This window comes from Lentzea sokolovensis (genome assembly GCF_033949975.1).
GTDB classification, from domain to species: domain Bacteria; phylum Actinomycetota; class Actinomycetes; order Mycobacteriales; family Pseudonocardiaceae; genus Lentzea; species Lentzea sokolovensis.
The window spans coordinates 115,102-137,623 of the sequence record NZ_JAXAVU010000008.1; the positions used below are offsets into that span (position 1 = coordinate 115,102).

The following is a 22,522-nucleotide window of genomic DNA, read 5'->3' on the forward strand; positions in this document are numbered from 1 at the left end:
GGTGAGGAACGTCACCGCCCTCCCGAACAGCCCCATCTGCCCGAACAAAACCGGTATTGCGTTCGAGGCTTTCACCCAAGGGGGTGAACACGGCACTATGAGTCAGGTGATGGCACCGCCCTGGCTCGACGTGCTCGACGAGACGATCGGGGCCTGCGTCACGCACCGGAGGCCCGATCTGGAGGCCCGGCTGCGCGAAAAGCGGGCACAGCAACTCGACCCGAAGTTGCGCGTTCTCGTCGTCGGCGAGTCCAAACAAGGCAAGAGCCAGCTCGTCAACGCGTTGCTCAACGCCCCCGTCTGCGCGGTGGGCGACGACATCACGACGACTGTGCCGACCTTCGTCCAGCACGCCGACACCCCGTCTGCGGCGCTGGTCCGCAACGCGTCCGCGGGCGGATCGATCTTCCACACACCGACCGAGCGCATCGCCGTGCCGATCGACCAGGTGACGAAACAGGCCGCCGCGCAGCACGTCGTGCGGGCCGAGATCGGCATTCCGCGCGCGCTGCTCGACAGCGGCCTGGTCCTGATCGACACCCCCGGCGTCGGCGACACCCGGTCCGCGCACACCGCCAGCACGTTCGCGACGCTGATGCAGGCCGACGCCGTGCTGCTGGTGTCCGACGCGACCGGCGAGCTGACGTCGGCGGAGATGACGCTGCTCAAGAAGGTCATGGAGGCCTGCCCGAACGTCACGGTGGTCGTCACCAAGATCGACCTCGTGCCGAGCTGGCGCAGCGTCGTGGAACGCAACCGGGCGCTGCTCGCCCGCGCCGGCGTCCGCGCGAAGCTCATCCCGGTGTCGAGCGCGCTCAGGCTGCGCGCCGCGAAGACCGGCGACCAGCGGCTCAACGCCGAGTCCGGGTTCCCGGAGCTGGTGACGTGCGTGCAGAGCGACATCGTGGCGAGCGCCGAGCTGCTGGCCCGCCGAGCCGTCGCCGTCGTCGCTTCGAGTGCGATCACTCAGCTGGTCACGCCGTTGCGCGAGGAGCTGACGGCGCACGACTCGTCCCACACGGTCGCCACGATCTCGACGCTGCAGGAGGCCCAGCGCCGCGTCGACGAGCTGCGGCGCCGGTCCGCGCGCTGGCAGAACGTGCTCAACGACGAGATGGCCGACCTGATCTCCGACGTCGAGTACGACCTCCGCGACCGGACCCGCAAGATCCTGCGCGAGGTCGACAAGACCTACGACGAGGCCGACCCCGCGATCGGCTGGGACAAGTTCGAGCAGTGGCTGGAGGACAACCTCAACGAGGCCGCCACCACGAACTTCGCCTGGCTGATGGAACGCGCGGAGTGGGTGGCCACGAAGGTCGCCAAGAACTTCCCGGTCTACCGCGAGGACCTGATCCCCGGCTCGGTGCTGCCGGACGACCTGCTCGAACCGGTGAGCAAGCTGGAGAAGCCGAAGATCGAGCCGTTCTCGGTGCCGCAGAAGCTCTTCACCGGTCTGCGCGGCTCCTACGGCGGCGTGCTGATGTTCGGCCTGGTCACCTCGCTGGCGGGCATGCCGCTGATCAACGTGATCTCGCTCGGCGCCGGCGCGCTGTTCGGCGGAAAGTCCATTTTGGACGAGAGCGACCAACGGCTGAAGCGCCGTCAGGCAGCGGCGAAGGCCGCCGCGCAACGGCACGTGGACGACTTCTTCATGAAGTTCTCCAAGGACGTCCGCGATTCCGGGCGGCACATCCAGCGTTCGCTGCGCAACCACTTCAGCACGCTCGCGGAAGAGCTGCAGGAGACGTTGCTGGAGTCGGCCCGCAGCGCCAAGCGCGCGGTGCAGGACGACCAGACCGAACGCGAGCGCCGGATGCGGGAAGGCCGCAAGGAGCTGGACAAACTCGTCACGCTCTACAAGCGGGTACAGGCACTCGGGGGTCCGGCGATGGAGCTCACCGCGTGACATTGGACCGCGTCGTCTGGTCGATGCTGCAAGAGGCGCTGAGTGTGTACCGCGACAGCCCCCGCGCCACGGCCTGGCTGCGCTCGCACGTCGAGCGCTACACCGAACCCGTGCGGATCGCGGTGGCCGGCCGGTCCCGGATCGGCAAGTCCACTGTGGTCAACGCTCTGGTCGGTGACGAGTTCACGCCGCAGAGCTCGTTCGTCTGGTACCGCGGCGGCACCGAACCGCGCGCGCAGGTGTTCGCCGGACCCGGCCGGCCGCACGACGTCCCGATCGGCAGGCGGGGCAGCCGCCACCACGTCGAGACCGGCCAGTTCGACCGGGCCGACCGAATCGTCGTCGACTGGCCCGCGCGGACGTTGCGCGACGTCGTGCTGATCGACACCCCGTCCGAGGCCACGCCGGAGCAGGTGCTCGGCGACGCGGACGCGTTGCTGTACCTGATGCGGCACGTGCAGGACGAGGACCTGAAGTTCCTGCAGTCCGCCAACGACCACCCGATCGCCCGCACCGCCGCCGTGCACACGGTCGCGGTGCTCGCCCGTGCCGACGAGATCGGGGCAGGGCGGATCGACGCGCTGTCGTCCGCCAAGCAGATCGCCCGCCGCTACCGCCGTGACGTGGCCGTGGAACCGTTGTGCCAGAACGTGGTCTCGGTCGCCGGGCTGCTGGCGGTGGCCGCGAAGACGTTGCGGGAGGACGAGTTCGCGGCGTTGCGCGTGCTGTCGTCGCTGGGCCGCGAGGAGCTGGAGGACCACCTGCTGTCGGCGGACCGGTTCGCCGGCGAGCAGTTCCCGCTGACGATGGAACCGGCCGTGCGGCAGGCGTTGCTGGAGCGGTTCGGGATCTTCGGCGTCCGCCTGATCACCGCGTTGATCAGGCAGGGCTTCGACTCGCAGGTGAAGCTGACCGGCCAGCTGGTGCAGCGCAGCGGGCTCGGCGAGCTGCGCGACTCGATCGCGGTCCACTTCGTCGAGCGCCGCGAGATCCTCAAGGCGCGCTCGGCGTTGCTGGCGCTCGACGTGCTGTTCCGGATGGAGCCGCGGCAGAACGCCCGCAAGCTGATGGTCGACCTCGAACGGGTCGTCGCCTCCGCGCACGACTTCCGCGAGCTGCGACTCGTGGCGGCGCTGCAGTCCGGACGGACGAAGCTGCCCGCCGAACTGCAGGCCGAGGCGCTGCGGATCATCGGCGCCGAGGGCGTCGCTCCGTTGGCACGACTGGGTTTCGAGTACGAGGCCGACGCGCGGGAGTTGCGCGAGGCCCTGCTCGACGCGCTGGTCCGGTGGCAGGCGCAGGCCGCGGACGTGCACGCGCCACATGAGCATCGGAAGGCCGCCCAGATCGTGGTCCGCACGTGCGAGGGGCTACTCCCCCAGTTCAGCTGAGGCACGATGGTCGCCATGGAACTCGTGCGGTGGGAGGACGGGCACTTCGGCTACATGCTGCGGTGGGCGTCCGATCCTCGGATGACGGTGTACGTCGGCAACGGCATGCCCTGGACTCCGGACTACGTGGCGGAACGGCACGAGCAGGCGCTGCGGCACTGGGAGGACCACGGCTTCGGCCTGCACGTGGTCGTCGAGGACGGCGTGGTCATCGGGCTGGCGCAGATGCTCGACGGCGACCTGGGCGAGATCGAGATCGGCTACTGGATCGACCCGGCGCACTGGGGACGCGGCGTCGCCACTCGGGTCGCCGCGGAGTTGCGGGACAAGGCGCTCGCCATCGCCGACCGGGTCGTCGCCGGGACCGACGCGCGCAACGCCGCGTCCGGCCGGGTGCTGGAGAAGGCCGGGCTGACGTACTTCACCAGCAGGTACCTGGGCGGAAGGCTTCAGCACTGCTACGCGTTGCAGCGAGGTATGAGCGACAAGGGCGTACTGCGGTACAGCGCGTTCACGACCGATCCGGCCGGCGGGAACCCGGCTGGGGTGGTGCTCGACGCGTCCGACATGACCGACGACGAGATGCTGGCGATCGCCGCGAAGGTGGGCTACTCCGAGACGGCGTTCGTGGTGCCACGGGCGGCCGAGCGTCAGTTCGACGTCCGGTACTTCAGCCCCAAGGCGGAGGTGCCGTTCTGCGGTCACGCCACGATCGCCACGTCCGTCGCGCTGGCCGAGCGGATCGGCGACGGGCCGCTGACGTTCCACACGCCGGCCGGTGAGATCACCATCGAGACCTCCGGTGGTACCGCGTCGCTGACCAGCGTGCCGACCGACAGTTCCGCCGCGGACCCGGCCCTGGTTTCGGCGGCTTTGGAAGCGTTGGGGTACAAGGAGATCGGCGACGGTCCGGTGCACGTCGGCTTCGGCGGGGCCCGCCATCTGCTGATCCCGGTGCGGGACCGCGAGCAGCTGCGCGAGCTGGACTACGACTTCGACGCGTTGCGCGACCTGATGCTGGCGCACGACCTGACGACGGTGCACCTGTTCTGGCGCGAGTCGGCGGAGTTGGTGCACGCCCGCGACCCGTTCCCGGTCGGGGGTGTGGTCGAGGACGCGGCGACGGGCGCCGCCGCGGCCGCGTTCGGTGGCTACCTGCGCGATCTCGAAGGGCCGCAGCGGTTCGTCATCAGCCAGGGCGAGGACATGGGCAGGCCGTCCCGCCTGGAGGTCGACGCGACGCGCGAGGACCGCCGGGTGGTCGTGACGGGTGCGGCGGTTCCTATCCGCTGATCCGCTCCAGCACCACGACGGGGATCTCGCGGTCCGTCTTGCGCTGGTAGTCGTCGTAGTCCGGCCAGACCTCGGTCATCAGCTTCCACAGCCGGTCCCGCTCGTCGGGTCCGGCCGTGCGGGCGCGCGCCTGGAACTTCTCCGCCGCCACCTGGACGTCGACCACGGGTTCCTCTTCGAGGTTGAGGTACCAGGCGGGGTGCGTGGGCTTGCCTCCCTGCGACGCCACGACCACGTGGTCGTCGCCGGAGGGCTGGTAGATGAGCGCGGTCCGCCGCATCTCGCCGCTCTTGCGTCCCTTGGTGGTCAGCAGCAACGTGTGAACACCCGGCCGCCACTCGTGGCCCTCGGCGCCGTTGGTCTCGACGTACTTCTGGATGTGCTCGTTGACCCAGCTCGTGGGAGAGTCCTTCACCGCCATGGGTTCGACGCTACTGCCGCGGAGCGCAGGGTGCGCGACAGCAGCGTCGAACCGAGGGGTGCGCACCCTCCCGCGCCGGACCCTCGGGCGCTGCCGCAAGCGCCGGGCCGGATGATCGATCGAAAGTCACTATGCCCCGATCGAAGGGTGGCGGTGCATTCAGAAGGGGGATACAAGGTCTTTATGCCCGAGTTGGAGCTTCGCCACCTTCGCGCGGTACGAACTATCGCCGAAGAAGGCAGCGTCACCAGGGCCGCGACGCGGCTCGGACTCACCCAGCCCGCCCTGTCCGCCCAGCTGCGCACCGTGGAACGCCTCGTCGGTGGCCAGCTCTTCGACCGAACGCGCAACGGTTGCGTCCCAACGGACCTGGGACGCAGAGTGCTGGGCACCGCCCGGTTGGTGCTCGACGAGATGGCGCAGCTGATGGCCAACACCCGGGAGACCGACCGGCGCGGGCCGCTGATCTTCGGCTGCATCCCGATCCTGTACTTCGCCTCGGTCGTCGAGGGGCTTCGAACGCTCAACGCCGACGTGCGCGCGGAGGTTCGGCCCTCGTCCGCGGAGATCGTGGACATGCTGGAGGCCGGGCAGGTGCACGTAGCGCTGTTCGAGTTCTTCGACGGGATGCACGCGCGGGACCTGGCCGGGATCGAGCTGCGGAAGCTCGTGACCGAACCGGCGTTCGTGGCGTTGCCGGAGACCGATCCGCTGGCTCTGCTGGACGAGGTCGACCTCGCTGATCTTGCTGATCGGGACTGGGTCACGCCGCCCAAACAGCACATCGGCAGTCGGACGCAGATGTTCCAGGCCTGCGCGGACGCCGGGTTCGTGCCCCGGCTCACCCATCACACCGGGGAGGCGAGCATGGCTCGCGGGCTGGTGGCCGGCGGGTGCGTGTCGTTTGCCGCCGCGCCGTCCCGGACCGGGGAGGGGATCGTGATCCGGCGGTTGCGGGGGATGCCGTTGATGACCGACATCTTCGTGGCCACCCGGAGGGATTCGCCGGTGGCCGGGCGGGCGCACGAGGTGTTCGCTTGTGCTGCCGAGGCTTACCGGTCCGTGCTGGATCGGAATCCGGAGTACCGGAAGTGGTGGGACGCGCATCCGGAGGCGCATCCCGAGTTCAACTAGGCCCGTGCGGGCGGGGCCGTGTGGGTCGTGACGGCCGGAAAGGCCGGGCTGGAAGCGCCCGGCCGTGCCCTTGCCCGCGTTGGTCGCGTTCCGGCGGCTCTACTGGACCTTGATCGGGGTGGAGGGGCGGCCGATCAGCTTCTCCAGGTCCGGGCGGACCTCGGCGAACACGCCCTCGCGGATCGCCTTGAAGAAGTCCACGAAGATCGCGGGCACGCCGGCCGCGATCAGGTCCTCGTCGCTCACGTCCTGGAAGCGGTCGCCGGCGAGTTCCGGGAACGACCAGGTGGTCGAGCCCGTGAGTTCGTAGACCTGGTTCTCGTGGCCGGGCGTGGTGAGAGCGGCGGCCGCGGCCTGGGCGTAGTCGTCGCGGGCCGCGCTGGCGATCTGGCCGTCCTTCGTGGAGACCGCGACGGTGTCGCCGGCGAGGGCGCCGAGGTAGTTCTCGTGGTACATGCCGTTGCGCAGGAACGTGAACGGGATGCCGGTCGCGCGGATGGCCTCCTCGGTGGCCTTGTGCACGACCGCGACGCCCACCGTGGACGTGTCCGCGTCGGTGAGGCTCGTGTAGAAGATGTGGCCCACGCCGTGTTCCACCGCCTTGGCGATGGCGTTCTTGTGCTGCTGGATGCGGGTGTCCGCGTCGGGGGCCTCGCCGGACACGATCAGCAGCTTGTCCGCGCCGGTGAAGTTGAGGGTCTCGGGCTGCTCGAAGTCGCCCTGGCGGACCTCTACGCCGTCGAGCGTGAACTTCTCCGGGTTCCGCACGGAGACGATGACCTGCTCGTCCGTGCGGCCGAGGACGTGGCGGACCACTGCGTTGCCGAGCTGGCCGGTTGCTCCGGTGATGAGGATCGTCATAGCCACAAAGCTAGGGATAGCGCTAACCTTTCGTAAGTACCCACTTTGAAGTTGGGTACTTACGCGGAGGTGAGCATGCAGGTCACGATGTGCCCTGAGCGGGCGGTCATGGAGCACGTCACAAGCCGATGGGGTGTGCTGGTGCTGCAGGCGCTCTCCAACGGGGAGGCGTGGCGGTTCAGCGAGTTGCGGCGTGAGCTGGAGCTCGCCAGCGAGAAGATGCTCACGCAGACGTTGCGGACGCTGGAGCGGGACGGGTTCGTGCATCGCGAGGTCTATCCGGTCATTCCGCCGCACGTCGAGTACACGCTGACGCCTCTCGGCAAGGGTGCCGCGAACCACCTCGTGGCGCTCGCCCACTGGATCGCGGCGAACCAGCCCGAGGTCGCCCAGGCACAGGAACGCTATGACGCCTCCTGAGTCTGACCGGAGTGTCGACACGGAGACATCGGGTCAGTCACCCGATTGCGCAGTGTTAGTTCTCACTAAGTCCCTATAAGTGCGGGTCGATCATCGGATGGGTCACGATCAGGGGGCGCCATCCGGGCCCTCGGACTGGCACAATGGACCAATGGCCCAACCGTTCACCGACGAAAGCCATCCGGCGGAGCCCTATCCGGGCACTCGTCCAGACCACTGTTTCGTCCACGTCGACGAAACGGGCTGGCCAGTGCGACCGGACCTCACGATGGAGTCGGGATGGCGAGTTGAGCCGGAGAACATCGACCTAGACCAATGGTTGGCCAACCATGGTGAGGCCCCGCTGGCGACCCGGATGCCGGTGCTCGGCTACGGCTCGAACGCCAACCCCAGCAAGCTCACCTGGCTTCGCGAAGAGCTCGGACTCGAAGGCCCCGCGGTCGTGCTTCGCGCACGATGCGAGGGCCTTTCTGCTGTCTGGGCCGCCGGATTGCGCATCCGCGACGGCCAGCGGCCCGCCACTCTCGCGGGGGCTCCCGGCGTCACCGAGGAGCACTCCATCTGGTTCGCCACGCCTGAGCAGCTGCGTGTGCTGGACCGCTGCGAGGGACGCGGGCTGCGCTATCGCCTCGCACGTGTCCACACGGGCCGTGTGGTGCTCTACAACGGTGGCGTCATCGACAGCGTTCTGGCCTACACGGCAGGCTCCAAGAAGCGGATGCCCGTGCTCTTCAACGGCCGTATGGTCCGTTGCGCGGACGTCTCGCAGCGAGGTGCCCGCGTGCTGGGCGAGAGGGCCGCGATGAGCGACGGACTGGACGTGACCGAGGTCCACGGCGAGCCGTCCGCCGACGACTGGCCCGAGCTGCTCTTCGTCTACGGCACGCTCCAGCCGGGTGCAAACGCTTGGCACCTGATGGAGCCGCACGTCGTGGAGTCCGAGGAGACCCACCTGCCCGGCACGTTGTTCGACACGGGCATGGGCTACCCCGCGCTGCGTCCCGGCGCCGGGCTGGGCGTGCCGGGCTTCGTGCTGCGGCTCAGGTCGCCCGAGGACGCGCTGCCGTTGCTCGACGAGTACGAGGGCGAGGACTACCGCCGCGTGCGCGTCGTGCTGCCCGACGGCCGGATCGCCTGGACGTACATCTGGACCGCGGCGGTGAAGGGCATGTCCGAACTGCCGGACGGCTGGGACGTCCACCAGATCCGGTGAATTTTCGGCACGGTGTGTTGGCTAGTTGATATTTGGGCACATCCTTCGGTGGTAGGAGGTGCACCCATGACTCGTCGTCTGATCGCTTGCGGACTGGTGCTCACCGCGTTTGCCGCCGTAACGGCTTGTGGGACGAGAACCCCGGACAACGCCTCGCAAACGCTGCCGACGTCCACGCCACCGTCGTCGTCGTCGGCACCCGCCTCGTCCACCGCCCCGGCCGGCAACTCCGGTGCGGCCGCTCCGGCCGTGAAGCGCTGCGACTCGACCGCGCTCAAGGGCGAGGTCGCCCCCACGGACGCCGGCGCGGGCAACAGGTACGGCAAGTTCGTCGTCACGAACTCCGGCGCGATGCCGTGCACGCTCAACGGCTACAGCGGTTTCCAGTTGGAGAACGCCTCCGGCGCCGTGCCGACCAAGCTGGAGCGCAAGGCGGATCCGGGTCCGGCGGCGATGACGCTCGCACCGGGCGGCAAGGCCTCGGCGAACCTGCACTGGGGCGTCGTGCCGTCGGGCAACGAGCCCGTGGAGGGCCCGTGCCAGCCGGAGCCGTCGAAGGCCGCGGCCATTCCGCCGGACGAGACGGCGGCGCTGACCGTGCCGTGGACCCTTGGCCCCGTTTGTTCCGGTGGCCGGATCGAGATCAGCGCCTTCTACGCTTCGTAGATGCACGTACCTGGATGGCTCGCCGTGCTTCCGCACGGCGAGCGCATCGCCCGTTCACTGCGCACAGCCGGCGTTCCGGTCGCGGTGAGCGAGGACATCGAGGCGGTGGTGGCAGCCGCCGATCGACCGGTCGTCCTCATTGGACACTTCACCGGCGCACCCGCCGCTGTTCGGTATGCGCAAACGCATTCGGAGCTCGCCGCCCTGATCCTGGTCTCGCCGGTGCTCGGCATGTGGGACGGCGCGTCCAACGGGCTGGCCGACCTCATGGACGAGGTCAGCTTCGGGCCGGCGCTGGGCGACCTGCCGACGTTGTGGCTGCACGGGTCGGAGGACGAGATCGTGCCGATCTCGGACACCCGCGCGGGCACCGACCGGATCCGCGGATCCGCGTTCGAGGAGCACGTCGTGGACGGCCTGCTGACCGACGGCGAGGCCGTCACTCGGGTGCTGGAGTTCACGCGGAGGGTCATCTGACACCATTTCGGGTGTCATGGATGAAGACGACCTCGTGCTGGTGATCACCGTGGTGGTCGAAGCAGCGAACGAGCAACAGGCGCGTGCCGCGTGCGACGCGCTCATCAGCCGTGCGGGTGCCCAGATCGTGGACGCCCGTGACTGCTCGGACGAAGAGCCGGGCTGCTGGGCTGTCGTCATCACAAGACCGAGCACGGAGAAGGCCACCCACAACGTCGCGGCGGCGCTGGCTCGGGCCGTGCGCACCTTCGTGCGCGGCCTGGGTGAGGGCTTCTCGGCGCCGCGGGTGGCGTGCGAGCCACCGACGGCGTGGACCGTGCTGGACGAACCGGAGCTGATCAACCAACTGGTGCCGGGCGCCGAGCGCGTCATGGTCGAGGTGTGGGCAGGAGATGACCCGTTCGGGGCAGGCACTCCGCGTGACAAGTCACCCAGCAGGCCGTCTTGATTCACCCGGCCGGTCGGTGCTTCAGCACGACAGGCTGTAGGCGGCATTGTGAGTGTCACAACACGCGTGGGCAAGGGGCCAGCAGCGCGCTCAACTGATCATTAAAGCAAGGCCCGTTCGAGTGGATTCAGGCATCCACCCGGTTAGCCGATCTTCGCTCTCAACTGTGAAAATCTGGGCACAATCTCTACTAAGGGTGGTCTTCAGACCACCTTGTTCCGGAGGGTTCGGGAGCCGACATGGCCAGCATCGAAGAGGTCCGTGCCGCAATTGCCCAGGCGATCGACAAGGCGGCTCAGAGCCAGTCCGCCCTCCAACAGGCGGCTGAGCTCGCCGAGGACGCGCAGCAACTGCTGACATCGGTCACGCAGGGCTCCGTGCAGGCGGACGTCGAGACGACGAACGCCCAGTTCGCTCAGGTCGTGTCCGGCGTGAGCGAACTGCAGAACTACCTCGGCGCCGGCATTTCCGGGGCCGAGGGCATCAACAGCAGGCTTTGATGGCGTCCATCGGCGAGGTTCGCGCCGCGCTGGAGCAGGCGAGCGAGATCCTGCGTGAGTCGTACCGCAACGTGCGATCAGCGCAGGAGGGCCTCGACGAGGCCGTCGCGATCCTCGCCGAGTCGAGCGAGAACCACCACGAGTCGCTGCTTCCACCGGAGTTCGTGCGTGCGAAGGAAAGATTCCCTGATCAGCTCGAGCTGATGGTGGGAACCCTAGAGCGCATCCAACGACTCACCGTGGAGCTGTGATGAGCAGGCGGGACGACCGGCGACAGAGGATCGAGGACGCCTTCGCGGAGTTCCAGCGCGCCGTTTCGGCCGCGCTGGGCTCGGTGGCGCGCGAACACCGGGCGCTCGCCTCCGAGCACGCCAAGGACATGTTCGAGTTCACCGTGCGGGGCATGGGCGTCGACAAGGCGTTGCAGGACGTCGCTTTGAAGGACGTCACCTCGTTCCTGACGGTCGACGAGAAGCGCGTGAAGAACCCGCGTCAGGCGCCGCTCTCGATGGCCCAGTTCGCCGAACGCCTCGACCAGATCAAGTACGACTGGCAGCAGTCGTTCCACGAGTGGACGACCTCGGGTCCCGAGCAGCTGACCGAGCTGGTGAACTCGGTCGCCGCAGGTCCCGCGTCGTGGCCGCACGAGTCGTGGCTCGGCCACCCCGGCACGCACGACGGCAGCGAGGGCGTGCCGGAGCTGTGGCGGATCGGCACCGGCGTGGTGACGTCGGCGCCGGAGACCAGGCCGTTCCCCGTCGCCGTACCGCTGCTGGACCAGGCACACCTGCACATCTCGTCCACTCAGGACACTCGGCAGCTCGCGGACACGCTGGTGGAGAGCCTGTTGCTGCGGGTGCTGTCGCACTTCCAGCCGGGGCTCGTGCACGTGCACGTGTGGGACGTCGGCCAGCTGACCGGGTCGTTGCCGGGGCTCTACCCGCTGACCCGTGCGAACCTGCTGACGGTGCACGATCCGGCCCGGCTGCACGAGCTGCTGGACGAGCTGTCCGAGCACATTCGCCAGGTGCACACCAAGGTTCTCGTCGACGGCCATCTGACCGTTCGTGCGGTCAGCGGTGAGGGCCGGCGCACCGAACCGTGGCGGATCGCCGTGTTGTTCGGCAACCGCAAGGCGTTGAAGGAAGACCAGCAACAACAGCTGCAACGCGTGGCGCGCAACGGTTTGGCGTGCGGCGTGCAGCTGTTCATCGTGGACATTCCGATCACGATCAACTCACCGGTGGAGACGGTGTCGTTGCGCAGCGACGGCACCGCGTTCTGCACGATGACCGGCAAGAACGTGACCGTCACGCTGGACGACGCGCTGCCGCGCACGTTGGTACCGCGTGCTTGTGCCGCCATCGCGGAGAAGCGCGAGGAACGGCGTTCGCGCATGGGCAAGTTCGAGGATCTGCTGCCCGACCGGCCGTGGACCGAGAACTCGTCGGCCGGAGTCATTGCGCCCGTTGGCTTCGACGACGGCGAACAGGTCTGCGTGCAGCTCGGCGACACCTCGCCGCACGCGTTGATCGGCGGGCCTTCCGGTTCCGGCAAGACGAACTTCCTCTACGCGATGCTCGGTTCGTTGTGTGCGCGCTACTCACCGAACGAGCTCGAGTTGTACCTGCTGGACTTCAAGGAAGGCGTGTCGTTCGCGCAGTTCGCGCCGGGCCGCAAGGACCCGTCGTGGCTGCCGCACGCGCGCCTGGTCGGCGTGAACGTCAACACCGACCGCGAGTTCGGCGTGGCACTGCTGCGGTACCTGTCCGACGAGATGCGCCGGCGCGCGGACGCGGCCAAGCAGCACGAGGTCACCAAGCTGCAGGACCTGCGCGCCGAGGACCCGTCCGGCCGCTGGCCGCGGATCGTCGCGGTGATCGACGAGTTCCAGTACCTGTTCGGCGAACGCGACCAGGTCACCGCCGCCGCCACGCAACTGCTGGAGGACGTGGCGCGCCGCGGCCGTTCGCAGGGCATCCACCTCGTGCTGTCGTCGCAGGACGTCTCGGGCATCGAGGGTTTCTGGGGCAAGTCGGCGATCTTCGAGCAGTTCACCGTCCGCATCGCGCTGCCCAAGGCCCGCCGCGTGCTGGCCGAGCCGCAGAACGACGCCGCCGTCGAGCTCCCGCGCTGGCACGCGGTGATCAACCACGAGTCGGGTGTCAAGCCCGGCAACGAGATCTGCCGCATCCCGGACTCGACGTCCAAGAACACCATGGACACCCTGCAGATCGAGCTGTGGCGGCGAGCACCGGGCCAGGCACCAAGCCTGTTCGACGGCAGCAAGATCCCGCTGATCGACGCGACGCAGGACTTCCTCGGCCTGCGACCCGGCGACGCATCGCCTACCGTGCTTCTAGGGCAGGTGATCGACGTCGCGGGCAGCGCGGCACGGGTGCGGTTCGCCCGCACGCCGGGCCGCAACATCGCGGTGATCGGTTCCGTGGTCCAGGACGCGGCCGCGGTGCTCGGCGGAGCGGCCGCGTCACTGGGCAGGCAGCACCGCCCGCACGAGGCGGTCTTCACGCTGGCCTGCCTGGTCGAGGAGGCGATGCCCTCCGCGTTGCATCTGGCAAAGCGCCTGAGCGCGGACGGGCATGATGCAGAGGTGATCGGCATCAACCGCGTCCGCGACCTGCTGGACGAAACGGCGGCCCGGCTGCAGTCGATCAACACGGGCGAGACGGACGCCCCGTTGAAGCCGCACTACCTGGTGCTGTACGGCGTGGACGCCGCGCAGACGTTGCTGGAGCAGAAGAACGCGACCACCAGGATGTCCGGTGTGGACAGTCTGCGGACGGTCCTCAAGCACGGCCCGGAGAACCGCACGCACGTGCTGGGCTGGTGGCGCGGCGTGCAGAGGCTGAAGGCGAGCCTCCCACCCGGCGTCTACGACGACATCGGCGCCTGGGTGGCGTTCGACGTCCAGGGCAAGGAACTGCTGTCGCTCGGGCCGGAGCAGGTGATGGCGTGGTCGCCGAGACCACGCCGCGGCCTGTTCTTCGACCGGTTCGAGCACTCGCGACCGCAAGTGATCATCCCGTTCGACACTGGAGAAGCGTCATGAACCCGATGATGACGATGTTCGACCCGGTCCCGTCGCAGCGTCAGAGCGAGGAGGTGATCGAGGTGCCGACGATCTCCGCGGTTGAGCGCTACAAGGAGATCATCGCCATCGCCACGGACGCGGCCGCTCGTCAGCGCAAGCTGGACGAGGTGCGGTGTGCCGAGCTCGCCGCGCGGCTCGCGTCGACCCAGCACGAGATCGCCGAGGTGCGCGATCGCGAGCGGGTCGTGCGGATGGGCGCCGCCCTGCACTGGGAGGCGGCCGTGGAGCAGCTCTGGAACGAGCGCTGGCTCCAGATGGTGACGCCCCCGCAGCCGGACGAGTCCGTCCCCCCACGCCCCCAGGGCGAGTACAACCGAGCGATGGACGTCGCGTACCAGGCGCTGGAGGACTCGCTCGCGAAGCGAACCTTGCTGCGCCGCAAGCAGAAGGACTGAGTGCGCCGGTTACGCACCACCGCCGACGTGCAGGACGCCAGCGACGACCCGATGGTCCGCTGGGCGGCCCAAGCGCTGTCGTGCGGTGGTGCGGCCTGGGAACACGGCGGCGCGGTGGCCGTGCACGCACCAGTCCTCACCAGACGCCGCCGGCTGGTCTTGACAGGCCCAGCAGAAGGCGTGGCATCCCTGCTGGCAGCGCACGGCCGAGGCGTCGACTTACGCCCACTGCTAGAACGAAAGCTGGCCGAAGAAGTAGAGGCCCTGATGCCCACCCCGTGGGTGGAGGACAAGCCCTTCGGCTGGATGGACCGCACAGGCAGCCTCGACCTCCCCACCGACGCCACCTGGCTCCACACCACCACCGACGTGGAACCCCTCCTGCGCGAGGCAAACCCGGACTCCTGGGCCTGGCCGGGAGAAAAAGGCGTCCACCGCTGGGCAGGCGTGCACGTCGACAACAACCTGGTGGCCACCGCCGCAGAGGCGTGGTCGTCCACCGACGTCGGCTTCATGATGGGCGTAGCCGTCCACCCGTCCCACACAGGCCAGGGCCTGGGCCACCGCGTCTGCCAGTTCGTGACGTCATCACTGCTCGCGCTCTACGGCACCTGCGCCCTCTTCGTCGAGAACCACAACACCGCGGCCATCGCCCTGTACCGCAAGCTCGGCTTCGCCTACCGAGACGTCACGACACTTCTCCCTGCGGCCTAGGTCACATTCCGGAACAGTCGTCACCGGCAGACGGTTGAAACGGATAACTGATCCGAAACGCAATGGATGGAGATGGTCCGACCATGACCAACACCGCACTCGAAGTCAGGCTCGCGTCCCGCCCGAAGGGCTGGCCGACCGAGGACGACTTCGAGATCGCCGAGGTCGAGATCCCGACCCCGGGCGAAGGCCAGATCCTGGTCCGCAACGTGGTCATGAGCGTCGACCCGTACATGCGCGGCCGCATGAACGACGTCAAGTCCTACGTCCCGCCGTTCCAGGTAGGCGCCCCCCTCGAAGGCGGCGCGGTGGGCGAGATCGTCGCGGTCGGCGAAGGCGTCGAAACCCTCAAGACGGGCGACAACGTCCTGCACGGCCTCGGCTGGCGCGACTACGCCCTCGTAGACGCCAAGCACGTGGTGAAGGTAGACGGCTCCGTCGCCCCGCTCTCCACCTACCTGGGCGTCCTGGGCATGCCCGGCCTGACCGCCTACGCAGGCCTCCTGGCGACCGCGGAGTTCAAGGAAGGCGACGCGGTCTTCGTCTCCGGCGCAGCAGGCGCGGTGGGCCAGATCGTGGGCCAGATCGCCCGCCTGAAGGGCGCCAGCCAGGTGATCGGCTCCGCAGGCTCGGCCGACAAGGTCAAGTACCTCACCGAAGAACTGGGCTTCGACGCCGCCTTCAACTACAAGGACGGCCCGGTGGCCGAACTGCTCGCCGCAGCAGCCCCCAACGGCATCGACGTCTACTTCGACAACGTGGGCGGCGAACACCTCGAAGCGGCAATCGAAACCCTGAACCTCAACGGCCGCATCACCATGTGCGGCGCCATCTCGCAGTACAACGCGTCCGAGAAGCCGACGGGCCCGAGCAACATGATCCAGATCCTCGCGAAGCGCCTGACCCTGCGCGGCATGCTGGTGGGCGACCACAAGGCCCTGCAGCAGCAGTTCGTCTCCGAGGTAGCAGCCTGGATCGCCTCAGGCGAACTGAAGTACTCCGAGACGGTCATCGAAGGCGGCACCGCCCAGGCCCCAGCAGCCTTCCTGGGCATGCTCCGAGGCGAGAACACGGGCAAGATGCTCGTCCAGTTCTAAGAAGCACGCCCAACCGCCCGCGAAGCCGAAGGCGAGCCGTCCTTACCGAACGGGCTGGGCGGTGGGTCCCGTCACGAGTCGCACCACAGCACTTGCTGCATGCAAGAAGGGTTGTCAAACGGACACGCTTTTCGTCCGTTTGACAACCCTTCTTGCATGTGGCCCGCTCATGGTGCGGCTCGTGACGGGACCCACCGCCAACGCACCCCTCCAAGCAACAGGCAGCCGCCCAACGCAACAGGCGTGCCATCAACCCGCAGGCGGCGCCACCCCCCGATCAGATTGCCGGGGGTCTGGGGGCAGAGCCCCCAGGGGAAGCACGCAACGCAAGGTCGCCGCCCGCAAGGTGACCACCTACGGACAGGGCGACTAAATCAACTTCCCAGGATTCAAAATCCCAGTCGGATCCAGCCGCTCCTTCACCGCCCGCAACACCGAAACCCCAACAACCCCGATCTCCTTCTCCAACCAGGGAAGGTGATCCCGCCCAACAGCATGATGATGCGTAATCGTCCCAAGCCGAGAAATCGCATCCGAAGCAGCGATCTTGGCCTTCCCCCACTGCCCAACAGGATCAGAAAGGTCCCGAGGCACCAACACGGTGAAGTACAACGAGGCCCCGGTCTCATAAGCGTGCGAGACGTGGCACATCACCACAGGATCCCCAAGCTCAGCGACCAAAGCGGCACGCACAGCATCCCGCAGCTCAGAAACCCGAGACCACCGAGTAGCAGTCTCCAACGTCTCGACACAAACGCCGGCGTCCAACAACGCATCCCGCTGCCGAGGCCCGTTGAACCGCCCGTGCAGCCAGGACTCGCCCATGGCCCGCCCAAGCCGAACAACCTTGTGCCCACGCAACGCGCTCATAGTCGCAGCACGGGACCGGCCCTCCCACCCCAGAATCACCAGGCAAGGCTGCCGAACCCCACGAACCCGCAGGTACTTCTTCACCAAATCGGCCTTGGACCCGGCCAACGCCAGCGCGACCTCAGTCTCGTCCACATCGGACAGCCGGGTGATGTCGGCCAACGCCCCGGCCTGAGCCAGAGACCGCACGAGCGAAACCCCGGCCTCCCACCCGTCGACGACCAGCCCTTCGTACCGAGGCGCGGAAGGCTTGGGCCGAACTCGCACGGACACCTCGGTGATGACCCCGAAGAGCCCTTCGCTACCCAGCACCAACTGCTTCAGGTCCGGACCGGCCGCGGACGCGGGAGCGGCACCAGCGACCCACTCCCCCACAGGCGTGGCCACCCGAACCGACTCGACCATGTCCTCAAACCGCCCGTACCCGGACGACGCCTGCCCAGCAGACCGAGTAGCAGCAAACCCGCCAATGGTGGCCCGTTCGAACGACTGCGGCACATGCCCGAGCGTGAACCCGTGCTCCCCCAGCAACCGCTCGGCCTCAGGCCCGGTGACCCCGGCCTGCAGCACCGCGACCCGCGACACGGGGTCGACCGACACCAGGGACCCGAGTCCGGCCAGGTCCAGCGCCACCACGGCGGACTTGCCCCCGCGCAGAGCCTCGACCCCGCCCACCACGGACGTCCCGCCGCCGAACGGCACCACGGCGACGTCGTACTCGACGCAGACCCGCAACACCTCAAGGACTTCCTCCGGCGAGGAAGGCTGGACGACGGCGTCGGGCACGGCCAGTTCCCCGTGCCCACGACGACGCAACAAGTCCAGGTACGACAACCCGCCGGCCCGCCCCAGCCGATCCGCGGGATCCACGCTGATCGCGCCAACGGCCTCCAACGCCGTGAAAGCGTCCTCGCTCAACTCGGACGGAGGCACCGAAACCGGCACCTCGGCAAACGGCTCCCCCAGCCCAACGCGCTGACTGAGCCAAGCCAGCGCGTGCGGCGGCAACGGCACGGTTTCGGAGGTCCATCGAGCCCTGGTCACTGCTACAGTGTTACACATGACGTCTCAACGTCACACCCACGACGCTCTGCTCGACGCCACCCGTGAGTGTGTTCTGGAGGTGGGGGTGCGCCGCACGACCCTCACCGACGTGGCGAAGCGGGCCAACGTCAGCCGCATGACGCTCTACCGGCGCTACCCGGACGTGGACCACCTCGTGCGGGCTCTGATGACGCGTGAGTTCGCCGCACTGCTCGAAGAGGCGGAACGGGCCGTCAACCACGGCAACGCCCGCCAGCAGCTCGTTCAGAGGGCGGTGGACGCCATCCGGCTGCTCGAGGCCAACCCGCTCATGCAACGCGTCCTCCAGCTCGACGCGGACCTGATGCTGCCGTACCTGACTGACCGGCTCGGCAGCACGCAGCGGCTGGTCGAGCAGTTCCTCGTCGCGCAGATCGAGGCGGGGCACGTCGACGGGTCGATCCGGTTCGGCGACGCCAAGACGCAGGCGCGCGTGGTGCTGATGAGCACGCAGTCGATGGTGCTCTCGACCAGGCCGGTGACGTCCGGGCTCGACTTCGGCTCGTTGCTCGACGAGCTCGCCAAGCAGCTGGACGGAGCTCTGAAGCCGTGAACACGTCTCTGAACGCGGACAGGCGCCAGAAGGATCTCGAAGCAGCCCAGCAGGAAGTCGCCGACGTGCTCGTCATCGGCGGCGGCGTCACGGGCACGGGTGTCGCGCTGGACGCGGCCTCCCGTGGTCTCAAGGTCACCCTGCTGGAGGCGCACGACCTGGCGTTCGGGACGTCCCGGTGGTCCAGCAAGCTCGTCCACGGCGGCCTGCGCTACCTCGCGAAGGGCGACGTGCGGCTCGCCCACGAGAGCGCTGTCGAGCGCGGCATCCTGATGACCAGGACGGCACCGCACCTCACCCGCACGCTGCCGATGTTGTTCCCCCTGCACGCCGACGCGGGCCACTTCGTCATGTCGGGCTTCCGCGCCGGCAACGCGCTGCGCATCGCCGCCCGCACACCGGCGGACGTGCTGCCGGCGCCTCGCCGAGTGCCCAAGCACGAAGCGCTGGCGCTGGTTCCCGGTCTCGACTCGGCGAAACTCACCGGCGGACTCCTGAGCTACGACGGCCAGCTCGTCGACGACGCCCGGCTCGTCGTCGCACTGGCCAGAACAGCCGCCGGGCACGGCGCGAGGGTCATCACCCGCGCGAAAGTCCTGACGCTGCAAGGCGATGGCGCAGAAGCACTGGACACGCTCACCGGCACCACGTTCACCATCAAGGCCAAGGCGGTGATCAACGCGACGGGTGTCTGGGCCGGCACGCTCGCCCCGGTGCACCTGCGCCCGTCCCGCGGCTCACATCTCGTGATCGACGCGAGGACCGCGGGCCTCACCGGAACGGCGCTGACGATCCCGGTCCCCGGCGAACGCAACCGCTACGCACTGCTGCTGCCCCAGGCGAACGGCCGCGCCTACCTGGGCCTCACCGACGTGCCGGTGGACGACATCCCGGACGTGCCGGCGGTTCCGGAGTCCGATGTGGACTTCCTGCTCGCGACCGCTTCCCACGTCCTGCAAAGAAATCTCACCAGGGACGACGTCATCGGCAGCTACGCGGGCCTGCGCCCGTTGCTCCAGGCCGATGGTCAGACCGCGGACCTGTCCCGGCACCACGCCGTGCTCAGGGCACCGAACGGCGTGATCACGATCGTCGGCGGCAAGCTCACCACCTACCGCAGGATGGCGGCGGACGCCGTGAACGCGACGAACCTGACGCAGATCCCCTGCCGCACCAAGGACATCCGCCTGGTCGACGACAGGCCGGCGCCGACCATCCCGATCGCGCCCGGCGTCACCGAGGCCGACGTCGTCCACGCGATCCAGCACGAGGGCGCGCTGGACGCCGACGACGTCCTCGACCGGCGCACCCGCATCGGCCTGGTGCCGAAGGACCGCGAGAAGGCCGGGCCGGAGATCGCGAAACTCCTGGCCGCGGTGTGAAAAAACGGGGCGTCCGCGAGGGACGCCCCGTTCAGCGCAAGAAACTCAGTGCAAGAGGTGCGAGGTCACTCGCCGATGACCGGCTTCGCGGCCTTCGGCGGATCGACCAGGGCCTCGCCCTCGATCCGGACCTTCCGCTTGTGCTCGTTGCTGCCGCCCTGCTGACCGGCGCCACCGGCCATCGGAGCGCCACCCATCATGCCGCCCATGCCTGCGCCACCAGCGCCACCGCGAGGGGCGCCACCAGCGGCGGCCGCGGGAGCGGCGGGAGCGTTGCCGCTGCCGGCCGCCATGACGCCGGCCGCGCCACCGAACTGCGTGGCCGAGGTCCCACCGGCGCCACCGCCACCGGCCGGGCCACCGCCGAAGCCGGCGGGCATGCCGCCACCTCCGCCGCCGCCCATGCCCTTGGGGGCACCGCCACCGCCACCACCACCAGCGCCGCCCGAGGCAGCGGTCGCGGCGTGGTCGGTCGTCGGCGGCCGGTACCAGTCGGCGTTCGACGTGGTCGGCGTGGCGCCGAACGACGGAGGCTTGGTCGTGGCGTTGCCACCGGCCGTCGTGGTCGTGCCGGGCTCCCAGTGACCGGGAACCCAGCGACCCGTACCGGTACCGGTACCCGCGCCACCGCCCGCACCGGAGCCGGTACCGGGTCCGGGCAGGTACTGACCCCCGCCACCACCCGCGCCACCGCCCTGGCCTCCAGGAGGCGTGTAGACGGGAGTCACGGCAGGACCGGCGCCCACGCCGGGTCCCTGGCCGTACGGGCCCTGGTAGCCACCCGTGTTGCCGCTGCCCGCGTACGCGGGCCGGGTGTTGCCCAGGCCGTCGGCGACGTTGGGCCCGCCACCCGCGTAGCCGGGGTTCGCGCCGCTGGTGAACGTGCCACCCGCACCGCCGGACGCACGGCTCTGGTCGTCGGCGCGGATGCCGTCGAAGCCACCGGCGGTGTTCCGGACGGGAGCGCCGCCACCGCCGCCCTTGCCCTGGTTCGCCATCGTGGAGATCGCGTCGATGATCGTCTCGGCGGCCTTGGCGATCTGCGAGACCGACTTGATCAGGTTCATCAGCTTCTGCACGGAGCCGACGAGCTTCTGCAGGAAGTCGGAGAGCTTCTTCGCGTAGTTGACCGCGGTCGTGACGATGTCCGCGATCGCGCCCGCGATGGCCGCGCCGAAGGTCAGGAACGAGGCCGCGAGCCACTGGATGATCTTCATGACCATGTCGGACACGGCCTGGCTGATCAGATCCATGATCATCTTGCGGACGGTGCCGACCAGTTCGCCGGCGCCCTTGACCGCGCCCGAGATGCCGTCGACCGACTTCGCGAGGGTCTCCAGGCCGGTCGCGTGCCGCTTGGCGGCGGCGCGGTAGCCGTCGGCCGCCCTGCCCTGCCACTCGCGGGTCTGCGAGACGCAGATCTTCTCGTACTCGGTCGCGATGTCCTTGACCTGCTTGCCCGCGCTCTTGAACGACTCGGACATCTTGGCGATGGACTCGGGGCTGCCGAGCAGGACGTCGAACGGTTCGCGCAGGAAGTCGACGTGCTGGATGGCCCAGCTGAAGCCGGCGGAGAGGAAGCCGCTGAGGGGGTTCGAGCCGTTGCCGACCATGCTCATGGCCGCGTTCGCGATGCCGAGGCCGCCGCTGACCCAGTCGCCGCTCTCGATGGACTTGTAGGCGTTCGAGACGTTGTTGAACAGCTGCGCGGTGTCACCGCTGCTGGACTGCGTCGCAGGGGCGTTCATCCCCGGCCTCCCTTGAAGCCGAACATGTTGTCGAGGTCGACCTGCTCGTACTGCTCGACGGTCTGCTTGAGGCCGCTCGCCATGTCCATCAGCGAGTTCGCGGCCTTGCCCAGCCCGTCCTGCGACAGACCGGCCTCCTGCAGGACCTTCGACGCCAGGAACCCGAGGAAGATGCCGAACGCCTCAGTCGTGAGGGCACCCGGATCGCACGTCTCGGTGGCCTTGCGCATCCGTTCCATGAGCCGGTCCACGCTGGCGGCGTGGGTTCTCAGCTCATCGAGGTCGATGTTGAAGTGCTGCTGCTGCATGCCTAACCCCCTCCTGCACTCAGGCCATGACGTCGGGCGGGTTGGTGAAGTACTCGTCGTCGGGCCGCACGTCCTTGCGCTCCAACTCCGACTTCGGTTCTTCCTCGTCGGTTCCGTCGCCCTTGTATCCGTTCGGCATCTGCGCCTTCACGAACTCGAGAGCGGGGCTGTCGCCGACGAAGTCCGTCATGATCTGCACGACACGCCCGGAGGCGTCACGCTGGGCCTTGGCGGAGGCCGTGAGCACGGCTGAGGCGATCTCGCTGGGGTCCATGCCGCGGGCTTCCGGCTTGATCTGGAGATCGGTCAGCACGCCCGTGGCGTTAACTGTCACCGTGATCAGGCCGTCTGGCGAGCTGGCGCTGCCACCCACACCACCGAGCTGGTCGCGGGCCTGCTCGGCGTGCTGTTTGGCCTGCTCGATCTTGGCCCCGTACTGCTTGAGCCACTGATCGGGGTCAATGGGCTGCATGGTCACCCCCGTTGAGTGAATTGGTCGTTCGTTCGATTCGCCGTAGACGCCCGTA

General features: G+C 68.6%; 23 protein-coding genes. 17 read left to right on the forward strand and 6 right to left on the reverse strand.

Annotated features, from left to right (window positions below; all coding sequences use genetic code 11):
- Positions 1-109 precede the first annotated feature (109 nt).
- Genes SK854_RS15095 through SK854_RS15105 form a run of 3 tightly spaced genes read left to right on the forward strand, consistent with a single transcriptional unit; the run spans position 110 to position 4,593 of the window.
- Positions 110-1,909: a dynamin family protein gene (locus SK854_RS15095; RefSeq protein WP_319975710.1), complete on the forward strand. Its 1,800-nt coding sequence runs from the start codon at positions 110-112 to the stop codon at positions 1,907-1,909.
- Entirely contained in the window at positions 1,906-3,300 is a 1,395-nt protein-coding gene (locus SK854_RS15100; RefSeq protein WP_319975711.1) for a P-loop NTPase family protein, read from the forward strand. Before SK854_RS15095 ends, SK854_RS15100 begins: the two co-directional genes overlap by 4 nt.
- Before the next feature lie 15 nt (positions 3,301-3,315).
- A complete protein-coding gene (locus tag SK854_RS15105) occupies positions 3,316-4,593 on the forward strand; it encodes a PhzF family phenazine biosynthesis isomerase (protein ID WP_319975712.1) in 1,278 nt (425 codons plus the stop codon).
- On the opposite strand, the gene SK854_RS15110 is transcribed toward SK854_RS15105, so the two are convergent.
- The gene (locus SK854_RS15110; protein ID WP_319975713.1) at positions 4,583-5,014 is read right to left on the reverse strand and encodes a nitroreductase family deazaflavin-dependent oxidoreductase; all 432 of its coding nucleotides are present in this window, start codon (positions 5,012-5,014) and stop codon (positions 4,583-4,585) included. The two genes, SK854_RS15105 and SK854_RS15110, sit on opposite strands and share 11 nt — an antisense overlap.
- Positions 5,015-5,197: 183 nt before the next feature.
- Here SK854_RS15110 and SK854_RS15115 point away from each other — a divergent pair, with 183 nt between their 5' ends.
- Entirely contained in the window at positions 5,198-6,148 is a 951-nt protein-coding gene (locus SK854_RS15115) for a LysR family transcriptional regulator (protein WP_319975714.1), read from the forward strand.
- A 99-nt stretch (positions 6,149-6,247) separates the two neighbouring features.
- On the opposite strand, the gene SK854_RS15120 is transcribed toward SK854_RS15115, so the two are convergent.
- Positions 6,248-7,009: an NmrA family NAD(P)-binding protein gene (locus SK854_RS15120; RefSeq protein WP_319975716.1), complete on the reverse strand. Its 762-nt coding sequence runs from the start codon at positions 7,007-7,009 to the stop codon at positions 6,248-6,250.
- Between the two features lie 75 nt (positions 7,010-7,084).
- Here SK854_RS15120 and SK854_RS15125 point away from each other — a divergent pair, with 75 nt between their 5' ends.
- The 11 genes from SK854_RS15125 (at position 7,085) to SK854_RS15175 (ending at position 16,051) form a co-directional block, all read left to right on the forward strand.
- Positions 7,085-7,429, forward strand: a complete 345-nt coding sequence (locus tag SK854_RS15125; RefSeq protein WP_319975718.1) for a winged helix-turn-helix transcriptional regulator — start codon at positions 7,085-7,087, stop codon at positions 7,427-7,429.
- A gap of 319 nt (positions 7,430-7,748) precedes the next feature.
- The gene (locus SK854_RS15130; protein ID WP_319975719.1) at positions 7,749-8,642 is read left to right on the forward strand and encodes a gamma-glutamylcyclotransferase; all 894 of its coding nucleotides are present in this window, start codon (positions 7,749-7,751) and stop codon (positions 8,640-8,642) included.
- A 66-nt stretch (positions 8,643-8,708) separates the two neighbouring features.
- Positions 8,709-9,308, forward strand: coding sequence for a DUF4232 domain-containing protein (locus tag SK854_RS15135; protein WP_319975720.1), 600 nt, complete (start codon positions 8,709-8,711; stop codon positions 9,306-9,308).
- A complete protein-coding gene (locus SK854_RS15140) occupies positions 9,309-9,785 on the forward strand; it encodes an alpha/beta hydrolase (RefSeq protein WP_319975722.1) in 477 nt (158 codons plus the stop codon). It abuts the gene before it with no gap.
- A 16-nt stretch (positions 9,786-9,801) separates the two neighbouring features.
- A complete protein-coding gene (locus tag SK854_RS15145) occupies positions 9,802-10,233 on the forward strand; it encodes a hypothetical protein (RefSeq protein WP_319975723.1) in 432 nt (143 codons plus the stop codon).
- Between the two features lie 239 nt (positions 10,234-10,472).
- The gene (locus SK854_RS15150; RefSeq protein WP_030481403.1) at positions 10,473-10,733 is read left to right on the forward strand and encodes a hypothetical protein; all 261 of its coding nucleotides are present in this window, start codon (positions 10,473-10,475) and stop codon (positions 10,731-10,733) included.
- Positions 10,733-10,984, forward strand: a complete 252-nt coding sequence (locus SK854_RS15155) for a hypothetical protein (RefSeq protein WP_319975726.1) — start codon at positions 10,733-10,735, stop codon at positions 10,982-10,984. The genes SK854_RS15150 and SK854_RS15155 overlap by 1 nt, the downstream gene beginning before the upstream one ends.
- Positions 10,984-13,803, forward strand: a complete 2,820-nt coding sequence (locus tag SK854_RS15160) for an FtsK/SpoIIIE domain-containing protein (protein WP_319975728.1) — start codon at positions 10,984-10,986, stop codon at positions 13,801-13,803. Before SK854_RS15155 ends, SK854_RS15160 begins: the two co-directional genes overlap by 1 nt.
- Entirely contained in the window at positions 13,800-14,240 is a 441-nt protein-coding gene (locus SK854_RS15165; RefSeq protein WP_319975730.1) for a hypothetical protein, read from the forward strand. The genes SK854_RS15160 and SK854_RS15165 overlap by 4 nt, the downstream gene beginning before the upstream one ends.
- Complete coding sequence (locus SK854_RS15170) at positions 14,241-14,954, forward strand: GNAT family N-acetyltransferase (protein WP_319975732.1); 714 nt, start codon at positions 14,241-14,243, stop codon at positions 14,952-14,954. It begins immediately after the preceding gene.
- Positions 14,955-15,037: 83 nt separating this feature from the next.
- A complete protein-coding gene (locus SK854_RS15175) occupies positions 15,038-16,051 on the forward strand; it encodes an NADP-dependent oxidoreductase (protein ID WP_319975733.1) in 1,014 nt (337 codons plus the stop codon).
- Positions 16,052-16,420: 369 nt separating this feature from the next.
- On the opposite strand, the gene SK854_RS15180 is transcribed toward SK854_RS15175, so the two are convergent.
- Positions 16,421-17,983 (reverse strand): FAD-binding oxidoreductase, encoded by a 1,563-nt coding sequence (locus tag SK854_RS15180; RefSeq protein WP_319975735.1) that lies wholly within the window; start codon positions 17,981-17,983, stop codon positions 16,421-16,423.
- On the opposite strand from SK854_RS15180, the gene SK854_RS15185 reads away from it, so the two are divergent.
- Both SK854_RS15185 and SK854_RS15190 read left to right on the forward strand, forming a co-directional pair.
- Positions 17,982-18,557 carry a TetR/AcrR family transcriptional regulator gene (locus tag SK854_RS15185; RefSeq protein WP_319975736.1) on the forward strand — a complete coding sequence of 192 codons (576 nt, stop codon included), beginning with the start codon at positions 17,982-17,984 and terminating at the stop codon, positions 18,555-18,557. The genes SK854_RS15180 and SK854_RS15185 overlap by 2 nt on opposite strands.
- A complete protein-coding gene (locus tag SK854_RS15190) occupies positions 18,554-19,939 on the forward strand; it encodes a glycerol-3-phosphate dehydrogenase/oxidase (protein ID WP_319975738.1) in 1,386 nt (461 codons plus the stop codon). The genes SK854_RS15185 and SK854_RS15190 overlap by 4 nt, the downstream gene beginning before the upstream one ends.
- A gap of 65 nt (positions 19,940-20,004) precedes the next feature.
- On the opposite strand, the gene SK854_RS15195 is transcribed toward SK854_RS15190, so the two are convergent.
- Genes SK854_RS15195 through SK854_RS15205 form a run of 3 tightly spaced genes read right to left on the reverse strand, consistent with a single transcriptional unit; the run spans position 20,005 to position 22,467 of the window.
- Positions 20,005-21,687 carry a WXG100 family type VII secretion target gene (locus SK854_RS15195; protein WP_319975739.1) on the reverse strand — a complete coding sequence of 561 codons (1,683 nt, stop codon included), beginning with the start codon at positions 21,685-21,687 and terminating at the stop codon, positions 20,005-20,007.
- The gene (locus SK854_RS15200) at positions 21,684-21,995 is read right to left on the reverse strand and encodes a hypothetical protein (protein ID WP_319975740.1); all 312 of its coding nucleotides are present in this window, start codon (positions 21,993-21,995) and stop codon (positions 21,684-21,686) included. The genes SK854_RS15195 and SK854_RS15200 overlap by 4 nt, the downstream gene beginning before the upstream one ends.
- Before the next feature lie 19 nt (positions 21,996-22,014).
- Positions 22,015-22,467, reverse strand: coding sequence for a YbaB/EbfC family nucleoid-associated protein (locus SK854_RS15205; protein WP_319975741.1), 453 nt, complete (start codon positions 22,465-22,467; stop codon positions 22,015-22,017).
- Between the last annotated feature and the right edge of the window lie 55 nt (positions 22,468-22,522).